This is a genomic window from Bradyrhizobium sp. 142 (genome assembly GCF_023074015.1).
GTDB lineage: Bacteria > Pseudomonadota > Alphaproteobacteria > Rhizobiales > Xanthobacteraceae > Bradyrhizobium.
This window is the reverse complement of record NZ_JADPKQ010000322.1, coordinates 17,384-32,367: the sequence shown is the minus strand read 5'-3', so window position 1 is coordinate 32,367 and position 14,984 is coordinate 17,384. Positions and strand designations below refer to the sequence as shown.

Genomic DNA, 14,984 nt, shown 5'->3' with positions numbered 1-14,984 from the left:
TCGTCTAATCGCTTGACGAGTTCAAAAAAAGAACTGTAGGCTGCGCAAAGAAGATGGCCGGGCTAAACGGCCGCGACGTGCCGGATTACGGCTGGACCCGTTCAGCGCGATGCGTCTTTGCAATGACGCGCGACGAGCAGCCACCGGCGCAACAAAACAAAGCCACGTACCCGAAAAGGGTGCACGTTTGGGAGGACGAGCAATGTTGCTGAGATGGAAGATCGTAGCGGCCCTGACTCTATTTTTGAGCGGCCCCGCATTCGCCGCCGACGAGCCGGGAATCTCTGCCACCGAGATCAAGATCGGCGGGGTTTTTCCCTTCAGCGGACCGGCGTCATCGATCGGTCTGGTGGGCAGGGGACTCATGGCCTACATTCAGGCGTTGAATGACCGCGGCGGCGTCAACGGACGCAAGATCAACTACATCGCCTATGACGACGGATACAGTCCTCCCAAGGCGGTGGAGCACGTCCGCAAGCTCGTTGAAAGCGACGAAGTGTCGTTCATGTTCGGCCAGCTCGGCACCCCCGGCATCTCGGCCACTGCAAAATACCTGAAGGCCAAGGGGGTACCGAGTGTCGCCATCGTCAGTGGATCGTCCAAGTTCACGGACGTTGCCAACTACCCGCTGATCACCACGGGTCTTGTCAGCTACGATACCGAAGGAAAGATCTACGCCAAATATCTGACGAGGGCGTTGCCGAACGCCAAATACGCCATCCTTTATCAGAACGACGATCTCGGCAAAGATTACGTCGGTGCCTTCAAGGCGTTTCTCGGCAAGGAGTTCGACCGCAAGGTCGTCAGCGCCTCCTATGAGGTCACTGAACCGACGATCGACTCGCAGATTACAAATCTGAAGAGCTCGGGTGCCGAAGCCCTGGTGATCGCGGGGACGCCGAAGTTCGCAGCCCAAGCCATCCGGCAAGCCTCGGTGATCGGCTGGAAGGCGACCGTGATCATCAATTTCCCGTCCGGATCGGTCGGAGGCACGCTTGCACCGGCCGGCGTCGACAAATCGGTCGGTGTGATGGTCGGGACGACGAACAAGGATATCCTGGATGAGACATGGAAGGATGACCCGGGCATGCAGGCCTACCGGTCATTTTTCGACAAGTATCTGCCGGGCGCCGACATCACCAACGGCAGCTATCTGACCGGTTATCAGCAAGGCGTCCTGCTCGAGCAGATTCTCAAGCAATGCGGTGATGATCTGTCGCGGAAGAATATTCTGGCGCAGGCGAAGAACCTGAAAAATGTCGTCGTTCCGACTGCACTGCCTGGGATCAAGGTCAACACCAGCGAGACCGAGAACATGATCTGGACGCAGATGCGGCTGCAGCGCTGGACCGGCACGACGTGGCAAGCCTTCGGAGAAGTCCTGGACGCCAGGTCCGAGTGACTCTGGCGCAGCTCGCTCGCTCTATCCACCCGCAGCAATTCAGGAGATCGTTTTCGATGTCGACGAAGCCACTAACGTTTGCGCCGAGGGAGCTCTCCATCGAGCGCCGGACCGACGGCACGCTCATCTTGACGTCGCCGCTTGAATTGGGGCCATGCGACTGGCGCATCACCGATTTCCTGCCGCGCTGGGCAAACGCGGCTCCAGAGCGAATATTCCTCGCGCAACGCAATGCCAAAGGGGGATGGGACGAGATCAGCTATCGCGAGGCATGGTCGCAGGTCCAGGCGGTCGGCCAAAGCCTGATCGACATGGGCGCAAAGCCGGCCGACAGGCTGGCCGTGCTTTCTGGGAACGCCATCGAGAACGCGGTGATCTCCTTTGCGGCGATGTCGATAGGCGTCATTCTGGCGCCGATATCGCCGAACTACACGCTGATGCCCGGCGGCCTTGCGCGCCTTAAGGACATCGCGCAGGTGCTGCGGCCGAACTTCGTTTTCGTCCAGAGTGGACGCGACTTTTCTGCAGCCCGCGCCATTCCCGAATTGTCAGATGCGGCCTGGATCAGCGTCGATGGCGCGCCGGAGACGACGCCCTTCCGTGTCCTGACGGACCGAACTGAGTGCGACGGGTTCACGCAAGCGTCGGGTGCGGTCCCCAGCGATGCCGTTGCGAAAATTCTCTTCACGTCCGGTTCGACCGGTCTGCCAAAGGGCGTGTTGAACACCCACCGCATGATGGCGAGCTCCCTGCAAATGGGAAGCCTGCTTGTGTCGCCACCGGAGGCGCCGGTCCAGGTCGAGTGGCTGCCGTGGCACCATACGATGGGCAGCAACGTCATTCTTCACGGCATTCTCAAGAACGGCGGAACGCTCTACATCGATGATGGCCGGCCGCTGCCTCAGCTCTTTCACAAATCGGTGGCGAACCTCAAGGAGATCTCGCCGACGGCGATGTTCAACGTTCCCGCCGGCTATAACCTGTTGTGTGATGCCATCGAGAACGATCTCGCCCTCGGCGCGAGCATCTTCAAGCGGCTGGATCGATTGAGCTACGCGGGGGCTGCAATTTCGCAAGGCACGCTTGAAAGACTCTATCGGCTGACATCATCGATCACGGGCCGGCGGATTCCAGTCATGTCGGGCTATGGGACGACCGAAACCGCGCCGACAATCAGCACGACCCACTGGGCAACGGATCGGCCGGGCGAGATTGGTCTTCCCGCGCCGGGCGTGCAGCTGAAACTGATCCCGGTTTCCGATACATACGAGGCTAGGGTCAAGGGTCCCAACGTCACCCCCGGTTATCTCGGAAGCGCCGATTTGACGGCGAAGGCCTTCGACGAGGAGGGTTTCTATCGCATCGGCGATACCGTGTCGTTTCTCGATCCCGAGCAGCCGGAGCTCGGTCTTCGCTTCACGGGCAGGATTTCCGAGAACTTCAAGCTCGCGAACGGTACCTGGGTTGCGATCGGGATTATGCGCGCCGCCATCCTGGCTGCAACGCGCAGCGTCTTGCTGGACATTGTCGTTGCGGGAGAAAACCGTGAAGCCTGCGCCCTGCTGTGCTGGCTGAATCCGACCGAGGCGGCGCGGATCTCGAACGCGCCGGCCGCGGATTTGACCTGCGACCCCCGGGTTATCGAATTCCTGAGGCGTCGTTTGCAGGAATATAATGAGGCCGTCGGAAGCAGCGAAAGAATCTGCTCGTTCACCCTGCTGAAGGATCCGCCTTCATTGGCCGCAGGAGAAATCACCGACAAGGCCTATGTCAATCAACGTGCCGTGCTCAAACACCGGGCCGAACAAGCGGAGCGTCTCCACTGCGAGGAACCTGACGCAGCTGTGATTCGAGTCTGAGGACGCGTTCAGTTGGTAGTGATCGTGGCCGGCTCAAGCGGCGCTGCGCCGCGCCTTTGCCTTCGGCTTGTCAGGTGCCGCTATCGTCAGCGGGCTTTGGGCGCCTGGGCCTGGATGGGTATGAACCTCCTTGGCCAGGAGCGGCTCGCCGCATTCAGAGCACACCATGACCGGGTCGAAGTCCTTTCCGCACTTGCGGTGCTGGTGCAGCAACGGCCGGCCGCGCTCGTCGACCATGTGAGTGTCGCCCCAATGCACCAGCGCCATCATGATCGGATAGAGATCGAGGCCCTTTTGGGTCAGGATATATTCGTGACGCTTGGGCGCTTCCTGGTAGGGAATGCGGCGCAGGATGCCCAGCCGAACCAGCTTCTTCAGCCGTTCAGCAAGCAGATGGCGTGTAATTCCGAGCGCCGACTGGAATCCTTCAAAGCGCCGCGTGCGCAGAAAGCATTCGCGCAGGATCAGAAGCGTCCAGCGGTCGCCGATCACGCCAATGGTCCGGGCCATCGAACACGGCTCTTCCTCGAGTTCCTTCCACTTCATCCGTACTCTCCAGTCGTCCCGGCATGGCCGCCTCGAATCGTCGCTGAGGCCATTCCATTCCTTGCATTCTAGATAGGTACTGAATTCCAAACAATACCCGGTCACTAGGCCAAACCAGCATAAATCCGGCCAAATTTGACAGTTCAATTTTAGAACTGTAAAGACGAGATCAGCAAGCCATGCGATTGGATCGCCGGTCCCTGACCATCCAATGCGCTCTGCGGGAGAAAGCGGTCATGACCCCCAAAGTTGAATTCCAGTTCGATTTCGGCAGCCCGAACGCCTATCTGGCAGAGGTCGCCATTCCCGGGATCGAGCGGCGGACCGGCGCGAAATTCGAGTACGTCCCGGTCCTGCTTGGCGGAATCTACAAGGCGACCGGCAACATGTCGCCGTTCGACTCGCTTCGCGGGATCAAGAACAAGCCGGAATACCAGGCGCTCGAGACCCAGCGGTTCATCCGGCGCCACAACATCACGAAATTTCGCCAGAACTCCTTCTTTCCGGTCAACACATTGATGCTGATGCGCGGCGCCGTCGCGGCCCAGTTCGAAGGCGTGTTCGAGCCCTATTTCCGCGCCGCCTATCATCACATGTGGGAAGAGCCCAAGAAGATGGACGATCCCGAAGTGTTCCGGAGCGCATTTGCTTCCTCGGGGATTGACATCGACAGGCTGGTTGCGCGCGCGCAGCAGGATGACGTCAAGAAGAAGCTGATCGATCTGACCAATGACGCGGTCGCCCGCGGTGCGTTTGGGTCGCCGACATTCTTCGTTGGCAAGGAGATGTTCTTTGGCAAGGATCAACTCCGGGACGTCGAGGAATCGATCGTCGAACAGTCCCGGCAGCCCGTTTCCAAAACCGGCTAGCTGCCGTGAGCGGTCCGGGGCTATCGTGACGAGGGCACCTGCGGGAAGCTAAAGTGACCCTCGGCCCGTTGGCAGAAAAAAAGATCCAGGGAGAGTGAAATGGCTGGTCCGCTGAGCGGCGTTCGTGTCCTCGATCTGACCGGCGTGGTGTCGGGCCCGTTTGCGACTATGTTTCTCGCTGATCAGGGCGCCGACGTGCTCAAGATCGAGCCGATCGGCGGCGATATCACACGTCGCAGCCGGGCCACCATCGACAAGGACGGCGAGTTCTCCGCGCTGTTCATCTCTTCAAACCGCGGCAAGCGTTCGCTCTCGATCGACGTCAAGAGCCCAGCCGGGCGCGAGGTGCTGGCCAAACTGGTCGCGCAGGCCGATGTCCTGGTGCAGAACTTCAGGCCCGGCACCATGGAGCGCCTCGGCCTAGGCGTCGAAGAACTGCGCCGGCGTCATCCGCGCCTGATCTACGTCTCGATCAGCGGCGTCGGCGAGACCGGACCCTATGTGAAGAAGCGCGTCTACGATCCGATCATTCAGGGCCTGTCGGGCTTTGCCGATATCCAGTCGCAGCCAGTCACCAATCGCCCGCAGATGATCCGCACCATCGTATGCGACAAGACCACCGCCGTGTTCACGGCGCAGGCGGTGGCGGCGGCGCTCTATGCGCGCGAGAAAACCGGGCAGGGGGATCACATCCAGGTCGCCATGCTGGACGCCATGATCTCCTACCTCTGGCCGGAAGGCATGATGCAGTACACCGTGATCGGAGCCGAGGCCGCCGCCGCCGATCCCAATGACCGGCCGGATCTCGTGTTCAAGACCAGCGACGGCTACATCACGGCCGGCACCATCTCCGATTCCGAATGGCAGGGCTTCTGTCGCGCGTCCGGCGATCCCGAACTCGCCAAGGATCCCCGCTTTGCGACCCCGTCTGCGCGTTCGGTCAACGCCACGGCGCGTATCAACAAGATGGCGGAGTATATCGGCCAGCACACGACCGCCGAATGGCTGGAGCGTCTGGATGCTGCGGATGTCCCTTGCGCGCCCATCCTGCGGCGCGGCGAAATCATTCACAATGAACAGGTGGTGGCGCGCGGGATCATCGCGGAATTCGATCAGCCGAAGGTCGGCCGGGTGCGGCAGCCGAAGCCCGCGGCCCGCTTCGAGGTCAACCAGGCTGCGATCGGCGGACCGGCCCCTCGCGTCGGCGAGCACTCGCGCGAGGTGCTGCGCGAGCTGGGTTACGGCGATGACGCGATCGACGACATGGTCGCCGCGCGCACGTTGCGCGTGGCCGTGTAGGCCGATGCGCTTCGGGCGACCGGCTCTCAGGCCTTGCCAGGCAACGGTGTAATCGATGCTAGCGGAGCGTTCGCCGCAGCCGCGCGCTGGTAAGCCTTCCGACTTCGCATACGCTCGAGATAGGGCTGCGCATTGTCGCAAATGCCGACACCATATTCGACCGCCCAGTCGAGGCACGTCGTCAGCAGGATATCGGCGCTGCTGAAGCGGTCGCCCATGAGGAACTGTCGGCCGTCGGCCAGCGCGACCTCCACATGGCGCAACTGCGCCCGAAAATATTCCGCGGCTTGAGCTACCACCTCCGGCGCCACGCCGTAAATCGGGCCGAGCGCATCGGCGCTGTGACGGCGCATCACGTACAGGCTGGTGGAGTCGAGCTCGGTGACGATAAAGAAGCACCATTCCAGCCACGCGGCATAGTCGCGGGTGGATTCCGGAATCAATGCACGCTCCGGCGTGGAATACATGCGCGACAAATATGCGACGATCGCGGCGCTCTCGCCGATGCGGAAGTCACCGTCCTGCAGCAGCGGAATCTTCTGGCGCGGATTGAGCCTGGTATACTCGGGGGTCTTGGTCTCGCCGGTCCGCGGGCCGATCGGTTTGACCTTGTAAGCCAGGCCCAGCTCGTGCATCGCCCAGTGCGGTCGAACGGTGCGGCTTGTCCCGACGCCCCACAGGGTGAGGTCTGGATTGTCGCTCATGTCACCATTTCTCTGCAGCGGGGCGAAGATCGAGTTCATGGGTCCAGCCGTCGCGGCTTTGCTGATGGGCAAACCAATACGCTTCGGCAATCGAGGAGGTCTTGGTCAGGCTGTCAGGAGGGATCTCGCTTGCCTCGATCCCCTTGGCCGCCTTCATGCGCTGATGAATGGCTTCGCTATCGACGCCGGCATCGATGATGAGGTGGACGACATGAATATTCTTGGGCCCGAGCTCGCGCGCCATGGCTTGGGCCAGCGCGCGAAGGCCGAATTTTGCCGATGAGAACGCGGCAAACCCCTTGCTACCGCGGATGCTTGCGGTCGCACCGGTAAAAAAGATGGTGCCGCGCCCGCGCGCCAGCATGACGCGAGCAGCTTCACGTCCGACCAGGAATCCGGCGTAGCACGCCAGCTCCCAGGCCTTGAAGAACAGCTTCTCCGTGGTCTCAAGCAGGGGCTTGTTGACGTTCGATCCGGCATTGAACAGGCAGATCTCGATCGGCCCGATCTCGCGTTCGACGTCCGCGAACAGCTTCTGGACCTCCGCTTCCTGGCGGGCATCGATGCTGAAGGCGTGGATGCCTTGGCCTTTCGCCCTGAGCTCATCCACCAGCGCCTGGGATTTGGCTGCATCGCGTCTGCAGATGCAAACAGTGTAGCCGCCGCCGGCAAACCGGCGTGCAACGGCAGCGCCGATGGCATCGCCCGCGCCGACCAGCATCGCGACCCCGCGACTTTCTCCCATGCTCGCCTCTCCCATAAGTTCTTATTTGATACGCTATCGGTATCGGCTGAAAGTCGCGTTGTAAACTGAGTTCTGGGGAGTCCCCGAATATGGCAGTGAAGTTGCCATTTTCTGATCCGCCCCTGACAGCAAAATAGCGATTGACGAGTTCTAAAAAAGAACGCATGTTTCGCGGCGAGGCGCAGTTTTGAAAAGCGCCGATGTTCTGCAGGTGGGAGGCGATTGGTCGTGGCGAAGCTGTCGCAAGGGCTCGGTTTCGATGAGACTGTTTTCGATTTGCTGAGCCGCATCCGTCAATCAATTCGTCGCCAGCCTACCAAAGCCCTGGGTCGAACCACGCCGGTCGAGGGACGCGCCTCTGGCCATGGTAACCTCCGGCAGCGCGCTGGCGAGATGAGAGCGGACGTGCACGTCGTCATCGGCCGCGACAATTGCGGTCCACGTTCCAGCGCCGACAGAACAGCTTCGCACACAGCGAGCCCAACCTAACCGGGAGAAGACCTTGAAAAAAAGAAATGCAACCGTCGCCGTGATCGGCGCGGGCGATTTCATCGGCGGCGAGATCGCCAAGAAGTTTGCCTCCGAGGGCTTCACCGTCTTCGCCGGCCGCCGCAACGGCGACAAGCTGGCGCCGCTGGTCAAGGAGATCGAGGCCGCCGGCGGCGCGATCCAGGCACGTTCGCTTGACGCGCGCAAGGAGGAGGAGATCGTCTCCTTCCTGAACGATGCCGACAAGCACGCGCCCTTGGATGTCTGCATCTTCAATATCGGCGCCAACGTCAACTTCCCGATCCTCGACACGACCGAACGCGTGTTCCGCAAGGTCTGGGAGATGGCCTGCTACTCCGGCTTCCTCGCCGGACGCGAGGCGGCCCGGCTGATGCTGCCGCGCGGTCAAGGCAACATTTTCTTCACCGGTGCGACCGCTTCCTTACGCGGCGGCAGCGGTTATGCCGCCTTTGCCAGCGCCAAATTCGGACTGCGCGCCGTGGCGCAGGCGATGGCGCGCGAGTTAGGCCCCAAGAATATCCATGTCGCCCACCTCATTATCGATTCGGGTGTCGACACCGAGTGGGTCCGGCAGCGGCGCCTGGAAGCGCTCGGCCCCAATGCGCTCGACGATCCAGATTTGCTGATGCCGCCGGCCTCGGTCGCGACCTCCTATTGGCAGCTTTATCAGCAGCCGAGAAGCGCCTGGACTTTCGAGATGGAAATCCGCCCCTTCGGTGAGAAGTGGTAGGACGCGCACGATGGAACTCGCACTGTCTCCCGAAGACGCAGCCTTCCGTGAGGAGGTGCGCGCTTTCATCGCCGAAAACTATCCGAAGGAAATGCGCGTCCCCAATCCGGAGACCGACCTGACCAAAGAGCAATCCTTGCTCTGGCACCGCATCCTCTACAAGAAGGGCTGGATCGCGCCGCTCTGGCCCAAGGAATATGGCGGCCCCGGCTGGTCGATTACCCGGCGTTTCATCTTCGAGCAGGAAACAAGCCGGGCCGGGACGCTGCCGCCGTTAGCGTTCAGCGTCACCATGGTGGGTCCCGTCATCTACACCTTCGGCAACGACGCACAAAAACGGAAGTTCTTGCCGCGGATCCTCTCGGGTGAGGATTGGTGGTGCCAGGGCTATTCCGAGCCGGGCTCGGGCTCGGACCTCGCCACGGTCCGGACCAAGGCCGTGCGCGACGGCGACCACTACATCGTCAACGGTCACAAGACCTGGACGACGTTGGCGCAGCACGCCGACTGGATCTTCTGCCTGGTGCGTACAGATCCGGGCGCAAAGCCTCAGGCCGGCATCTCGTTCCTCCTGATCGACATGAAATCGCCCGGCGTCACCGTGCGTCCGATCATCACAATCGATGGATCGCACGAGGTCAATGACGTCTTCCTCGAGGATGTCCGCGTCCCCGTCGAGAACCTGATCGGCGAGGAGAACAAGGGCTGGACCTACGCAAAATTCCTGCTGGGCAACGAGCGCACCAGCATGGCCGGGATCGGCCGGTCGACGCGCTATCTCGACCGGCTGAAGAAGATCGTGAAGGCGGAGATCGCAGCGGACGATCCGGCGCATCTCGAATTCAGCAAGGAGATCGGTCGGATCGAACTCGACGTGCTTGCGCTCGAGGCCACCGAGCTGCGCGTCATTGCCCAGATGGCGCGCGGCATCGATCCGGGTCCCGCGGCCTCGCTGTTCAAGATCCGCGGCACCGAGATCTTTCAGGGGATTACCGAGCTGACGCATCGTGCCATCGGCAATTACGGACTGGCGCTTCGCGAGCAACCGCTGAGCGCAAACCAGTTCATGCCGGGTCCCGATTACGTCCACACCGCGTCGGAAAAGTACCTGAACGCGCGCAAGCTCAGCATCTACGGCGGATCGAACGAGATCCAGCGCAACATCATCGCCAAAGCGGTGCTCGGCCTTTAGCAACAGCGCAACAAGAGGATCGGATGGATATCCAGTTCACGGAAGAGCAGGAACTGTTGCGCTCCAGCGTACAGCGCATGCTGCGCGACCAGTACAGCTTCGAGGCGCGCCGCAAGATCGTTGCCAGCGAAGACGGCTGGAGCCGCAGGCAGTGGGGCGCGTTCGCGGAGCTCGGCCTGCTTGCCGCGCCGTTCTCCGAGGAGAGTGGCGGCCTCGGTGGCGGCCCGCTGTCCACCATGATCGTTGCCCAGGAGTTCGGCCGTCACCTTGTCGTGGAGCCGTATGTCGAGACGGTCGCGCTGGCCGGCGGCTTGATCGAGCATGCAGGGACGAAAGAGCAGAAGCAGGCTTTCATTCCCGATATCATCGCCGGACAGAAGATCTGGGCGCTGGCCTGGACCGAAAAAATCTCGCGCTTCGATCTCGCCAATGTTGCGACCACGGCACGGCGCGAGGGCGACGACTACATGCTCAGTGGTGAGAAGACCGCCGTCATCGCCGCGCCATGGGCGGACTATCTCATCGTCTCCGCCCGGACCAAGGGCACGCGCGACGATCGCGGCGGCGTCAGCCTGTTCGTCGTCGACGCCCGGGCGGCCAATCTCGATCTGCGGAGCTTCAAGACCATCGACGGCCGCCGCGCTGCGGAAATCACCTTCCGCGACGTTCGCGGCGAGTTGCTCGGCAGCGAGGGCGAAGGTGTCGCCCTGCTGGAAGCGTGCCGGGATCGGGCCATCGGCGCGCTCTGCGCCGAGGCGGTCGGCGCGATGGCCGAACTGAACTCCGCGACGCTGGAATACTCCAAGGCCCGAAAGCAGTTCGGTGTCACCATCGGCAGCTTCCAGGTGCTGCAGCACCGGATGGTCGACATGTTCATCGCCCATCAGGAGGCGCTCTCCTTGATGCAGCATCTCAATCTCAGCCTCGGCGTCGGCGAGAGCGGCATCTCGCGCCTCGCCTCCGGCGCCAAGTCGAAGGTCGGCTATGCCGGCAAGTTCATCGCCGACCAGGCCGTGCAGCTGCATGGCGGCATGGGCATGACCGACGAATTGAACGTCGGCCATTACTTCAAGCGCATCTCCTCCATCAACATCCAGTTCGGCGATCCCGCTCACCACTTGCTGCGTTATGTGCAGCTCGACGCGGCTGCGTAACAAAAGAGGCAAGCATGACGACAGAGGCAGTTATCGTTTCCACCGCCCGCACCGGCGTCGGCAAGGCCTACCGCGGAGCGCTGAACAACACCGAGGGCCCGACCATGGCCGGCCATGTGATGGCCGAGGCGGTCAGGCGCGCGGGCATCGAGCCCGGCGAGGTCGAGGACGTCGTGATGGGGTGCGCGATGCAACAAGGCACCATGGTGATGAACGTCGCACGCAAGGGTGCGATTCGTGCCGGCCTGCCGGTCACCGTCGCCGGCACCACGATCGATCGGCAGTGCGCATCCGGCCTGCAAGCGATTGCGGTCGCGGCACGCTCGATCATGCTGGATGGCGTCGAGGTCGCAATCGGAGGCGGTATCGAATCGATCAGCCTGGTGCAGAACGAACACATGAACAGATTCCATGCGGTCGACGACGAGCTGCTGGCGATGAAGCCGGAGATGTACATGTCGATGCTCGACACCGCCGAGATCGTCGCCGAGCGTTACAAGATCGGCCGTGACCGGCAGGACGAATACAGCCTCGAATGTCAACGCCGCATCGGTGCCGCGGTGCAGGCCGGCCGTTTCAACGACGAGATCGTCCCGATCACGACCAGGATGGCCGTCGTCAACAAGGACACCAAAGAGGTCACCTATCAGCAGGTAACGCTGTCGAAGGATGAAGGCCCGCGCCCCGAGACCACGGCGGAAGGGCTCGCGAAGATCAAGCCGGTGTTCGAGGGCAAGACCATCACGGCGGGCAATGCCAGCCAGCTCTCCGACGGTGCATCGGCCTGCGTGATCATGAGCGACAAGATCGCCGCCAAGAAAGGCCTGAAGCCGCTCGGCATCTTCCGCGGGTTCGTCGCCGCCGGTGTCGAGCCGGACGAAATGGGCATCGGTCCGGTCGCGGCGATCCCGCGCCTTCTCAGGCGGCACGGTCTGAAGATCGATGACATCGATCTCTGGGAGCTGAACGAAGCCTATGCGGTCCAGGTGATCTACTGCCGCGACAAGCTCGGCATCGATCCGGACAGGCTGAACGTCAACGGCGGCTCGATCGCGATCGGCCATCCCTATGGCATGACGGGCAGCCGGCTTGCGGGGCACATCCTGATCGAGGGGCGGCGGCGCAAGGCGAAATACGGCGTGGTGACCATGTGCATCGGCGGCGGCATGGGCGCGGCTGGCCTGTTTGAAATCGTCAACTGATCGGAAAGCGGAGAAGCGCACGTGAAGACAGCAATTACTGAACTGTTCGGCATCCAGCATCCGATCATCCAGGGCGGCATGCACTATGTCGGCTTCGCCGAGCTGGCAGCTGCGGTGTCGAACGCCGGCGGTCTCGGCATCATCACCGGCCTGACCCAGCGGACGCCGGAGCTGCTGGCGAAGGAAATCGCGCGCTGCCGCGACATGACCGACAAGCCGTTCGGTGTGAACCTGACCTTCCTGCCGAGCTTCACCGCGCCGCCCTATCCGGAATACATCGCCGCCATCAAGGAAGGCGGCGTCAAGGCGGTGGAGACCGCCGGCCGCAGCCCGGAAGCGTACATGCCGGCGCTGAAGGCGGCCGGCATCAAGGTGATCCACAAATGCACCTCGGTGCGGCATTCGCTCAAAGCCGAGAGGATCGGTTGCGACGCCATCAGCGTCGACGGCTTCGAATGCGGCGGTCATCCCGGCGAGGACGATATCCCGAACATGATCCTGCTGCCGCGCGCGGCGGACGAATTGAAGATTCCGTTCGTGGCCTCGGGAGGCATGGCGGATGCGCGCAGCCTCGTTGCCGCACTGTCGATGGGCGCCGCCGGCATGAACATGGGCACCCGCTTCATCGCAACCAAGGAAGCTCCCGTCCATGCCAACGTCAAGCAGGCCCTGGTCAAAGCCACCGAGCTCGACACCGTGCTGGTAATGCGCGCGCTGCGCAATACCGAGCGCGTGCTGAAGAACAAGGGCGTCGATCACCTGCTCGAAGTCGAGCGCGAGAGGGGGGCGAGCCTCAAGATCGAGGACATCCATGAGCAGGTCGCGGGCGTCTACCCCAGGGTGATGGTCGACGGCGAGATGGACGCCGGCGCCTGGAGCTGCGGCATGGTGGTCGGGCTGATCAACGATATCCCGACGGTGAAGGAGCTGATCGACCGCATTATGACCGAAGCCGAGCAGATCATCCGGCAGCGCTTGACCGGATTCCTCGACGGTACTGTCTCGACTGTGGCCGCGCGCGCCGTTGCGTGACAAAGATCGTTGCGGGCGAACGCCTTAGAGCAGAATGAGTTTTGCTCGAATCCATGCGGGCGCGGCATTCGTCACCTCTCCCGAAGGGAGAGGTCGGATCGCATCGAAAGATGCGATCCGGGTGAGGGGTTACGGTCTCGCCGGGTGCCGCGCCCATCACCCGGATTGCACTGGACGATGCTTCGCATCGCAGCCCTTCCAGGAAGAGCGTCCAGAGGCTCAAAGGCAAAATCGATGGGCTTCTGGTCTCCGGCAACAAAGATCCGTGGCCTGAGGTACGCGACCAGCTGAACCGACTTCTGCGCGGCTGGTCGAGTTACTTCAGCTACGGCACCCGGCTGATGGCCTACCGGGCGGTCGACAATCACGTCTATGATCGCGTGCGACACTTCCTGCGAAGACGGTGCAAGGTGCAAGGACGCGGCACACGAAGGTTCCCCGCTGACCATGTCTTCGGGCCCGCCGGCGTGCTGCGGCTCCGCCGCGTGCATCTTGGGCCGCTGCCGCGTGCCATGTGATGAAACCAGTCGGAAAGCCGGATGCCGGAAATCGGCACGTCCGGTTTGGCCCAATCCGACCTCTCCCCGTTGGGGAGAGGTGAATCGCGCCGCTCCCTATCCCTCATACTGATCCGGCCCCATCGCCCATGATGTCTGATCGTGGCCGAACGCGTAATTGCGGTTGGTGAGCGCCGGATTGCGATTGACCATCGGCCGCATGAACATCGGGTGCGTCGCACTGCGCACTTCATGCTCGAGTGTGAACAGCGGCTTGCCGCTCCCGAGATCGACGATGTCGCAAAACCGGTACTGGTATTGATTGTCCTCGCGGGAGATCAGCTTGCGCGCCTTTAGCCTGCGGTAGGGACCTGAGAAATCGGTGATGTACATCTGCACATGGTGCCCGTCATAGTCGCGCTGGGGCCGGTCGGTCTCGCGGAACAAGAGGTGCTGGTCGCGGCCCGTCTTCACTGCCGCAACCGTGCCATCGCCATTCCACAATTCGGCCGGCATGCCCATGATCTCCGGATAGAAGGCGCAAATTGCAGGCGCGGTCCCGATGGGCACCTCGAACTCGACATAGGGGATGCCGAGCGCGATGCGCCCAAAACGCGCCGCGTCCGGCTCATAGCAGCGCAGGCGGTTGCCCCACGGACAGGTCGCCTCGACATAGCCGTTATGCTCGGCGAATGCGAACGCCGTGCCTTCAAGTTTGCTTGCAACCGACGCCAGCCGTTGCAACAGCGCCTCGCGGCCTTCGATCACCAGCCCGATATGACCGCGCAGCATCTGCGGCCTGCCGCTCGGCAAGTGAAACTGGCTCCGTCCGGCGTTGATCCACATGTTGGTATCGGACACCATCAGATAGGGATCGCGGGTCAGCCCAAGTCCCGTGACGTAGAATAAAGTCGCCAGGCGCTGATCCGGAACCTGGATGTTGACGTGCTCGAAATGAATCGCGTTGCCGAGATCTTCTTTGGATCGATCGAATTGTTGCGGCATGGATGCGGCTCTGGGGTGGGATGACGGATAGGTTATCCTAGAGCAGAAGGTCGAGCAGTTGAACCGTAGCGCGATCACATCTGCCGGTCGAGGCATGCTGCCGGCCATCTTGCCGTGCTCGACTACGACTCGCTATGACAAGGCCGCGATTGCGGCGTCGTCAAGGCGGCATCATCTAGCGGCTATGCACCGCCGCGCGCGTCACGCGTTCAGCAGGAACGAAACCGCGGCCGGCGGA

At 62.1% G+C, this 14,984-nt stretch carries 14 protein-coding genes; 10 read left to right on the top strand and 4 right to left on the bottom strand.

The window, feature by feature from the left end; translation table 11 throughout:
• The first annotated feature begins 202 nt into the window (after positions 1 to 202).
• Together IVA82_RS29325 and IVA82_RS29320 are read left to right on the top strand one after the other, a co-directional pair.
• Positions 203 to 1,402 carry an ABC transporter substrate-binding protein gene (locus IVA82_RS29325; protein ID WP_247382909.1) on the top strand — a complete coding sequence of 400 codons (1,200 nt, stop codon included), beginning with the start codon at positions 203 to 205 and terminating at the stop codon, positions 1,400 to 1,402.
• A 56-nt stretch (positions 1,403 to 1,458) separates the two neighbouring features.
• Complete coding sequence (locus IVA82_RS29320) at positions 1,459 to 3,261, top strand: AMP-binding protein (RefSeq protein WP_247382908.1); 1,803 nt, start codon at positions 1,459 to 1,461, stop codon at positions 3,259 to 3,261.
• Positions 3,262 to 3,294: 33 nt separating this feature from the next.
• Here IVA82_RS29320 and IVA82_RS29315 read toward each other — a convergent pair whose 3' ends face one another.
• Positions 3,295 to 3,807, bottom strand: a complete 513-nt coding sequence (locus IVA82_RS29315; RefSeq protein WP_148741721.1) for a helix-turn-helix domain-containing protein — start codon at positions 3,805 to 3,807, stop codon at positions 3,295 to 3,297.
• Between the two features lie 236 nt (positions 3,808 to 4,043).
• Here IVA82_RS29315 and IVA82_RS29310 point away from each other — a divergent pair, with 236 nt between their 5' ends.
• Together IVA82_RS29310 and IVA82_RS29305 are read left to right on the top strand one after the other, a co-directional pair.
• The gene (locus IVA82_RS29310; protein ID WP_247382907.1) at positions 4,044 to 4,676 is read left to right on the top strand and encodes a 2-hydroxychromene-2-carboxylate isomerase; all 633 of its coding nucleotides are present in this window, start codon (positions 4,044 to 4,046) and stop codon (positions 4,674 to 4,676) included.
• Between the two features lie 99 nt (positions 4,677 to 4,775).
• Positions 4,776 to 5,975: a CaiB/BaiF CoA-transferase family protein gene (locus IVA82_RS29305; protein ID WP_247382906.1), complete on the top strand. Its 1,200-nt coding sequence runs from the start codon at positions 4,776 to 4,778 to the stop codon at positions 5,973 to 5,975.
• 26 nt (positions 5,976 to 6,001) lie between these two features.
• Here the strand turns inward: IVA82_RS29305 and IVA82_RS29300 are convergent, their stop codons facing one another.
• On the bottom strand, positions 6,002 to 6,679 hold the full coding sequence (locus IVA82_RS29300; RefSeq protein WP_247383049.1) for a glutathione S-transferase family protein: 678 nt from the start codon (positions 6,677 to 6,679) through the stop codon (positions 6,002 to 6,004).
• A 1-nt stretch (position 6,680) separates the two neighbouring features.
• Positions 6,681 to 7,424: an SDR family NAD(P)-dependent oxidoreductase gene (locus tag IVA82_RS29295; RefSeq protein WP_247382905.1), complete on the bottom strand. Its 744-nt coding sequence runs from the start codon at positions 7,422 to 7,424 to the stop codon at positions 6,681 to 6,683.
• Positions 7,425 to 7,926: 502 nt separating this feature from the next.
• Between IVA82_RS29295 and IVA82_RS29290 the strand changes: the two genes are divergently transcribed.
• From IVA82_RS29290 to IVA82_RS29265, 6 genes are all read left to right on the top strand, one after another.
• Entirely contained in the window at positions 7,927 to 8,664 is a 738-nt protein-coding gene (locus IVA82_RS29290; protein ID WP_247382904.1) for an SDR family oxidoreductase, read from the top strand.
• A gap of 10 nt (positions 8,665 to 8,674) precedes the next feature.
• Positions 8,675 to 9,856 carry an acyl-CoA dehydrogenase family protein gene (locus tag IVA82_RS29285; protein ID WP_247382903.1) on the top strand — a complete coding sequence of 394 codons (1,182 nt, stop codon included), beginning with the start codon at positions 8,675 to 8,677 and terminating at the stop codon, positions 9,854 to 9,856.
• Positions 9,857 to 9,879: 23 nt separating this feature from the next.
• The gene (locus tag IVA82_RS29280; RefSeq protein WP_247382902.1) at positions 9,880 to 11,010 is read left to right on the top strand and encodes an acyl-CoA dehydrogenase family protein; all 1,131 of its coding nucleotides are present in this window, start codon (positions 9,880 to 9,882) and stop codon (positions 11,008 to 11,010) included.
• A gap of 14 nt (positions 11,011 to 11,024) precedes the next feature.
• On the top strand, positions 11,025 to 12,212 hold the full coding sequence (locus IVA82_RS29275; RefSeq protein WP_247382901.1) for an acetyl-CoA C-acyltransferase: 1,188 nt from the start codon (positions 11,025 to 11,027) through the stop codon (positions 12,210 to 12,212).
• A gap of 21 nt (positions 12,213 to 12,233) precedes the next feature.
• Positions 12,234 to 13,244, top strand: a complete 1,011-nt coding sequence (locus tag IVA82_RS29270) for a nitronate monooxygenase family protein (protein WP_247382900.1) — start codon at positions 12,234 to 12,236, stop codon at positions 13,242 to 13,244.
• Between the two features lie 155 nt (positions 13,245 to 13,399).
• Positions 13,400 to 13,762, top strand: a complete 363-nt coding sequence (locus IVA82_RS29265) for a group II intron maturase-specific domain-containing protein (protein WP_346658694.1) — start codon at positions 13,400 to 13,402, stop codon at positions 13,760 to 13,762.
• A 96-nt stretch (positions 13,763 to 13,858) separates the two neighbouring features.
• On the opposite strand, the gene IVA82_RS29260 is transcribed toward IVA82_RS29265, so the two are convergent.
• Positions 13,859 to 14,746, bottom strand: a complete 888-nt coding sequence (locus IVA82_RS29260) for a hypothetical protein (protein WP_247382899.1) — start codon at positions 14,744 to 14,746, stop codon at positions 13,859 to 13,861.
• Positions 14,747 to 14,984 lie beyond the last annotated feature (238 nt).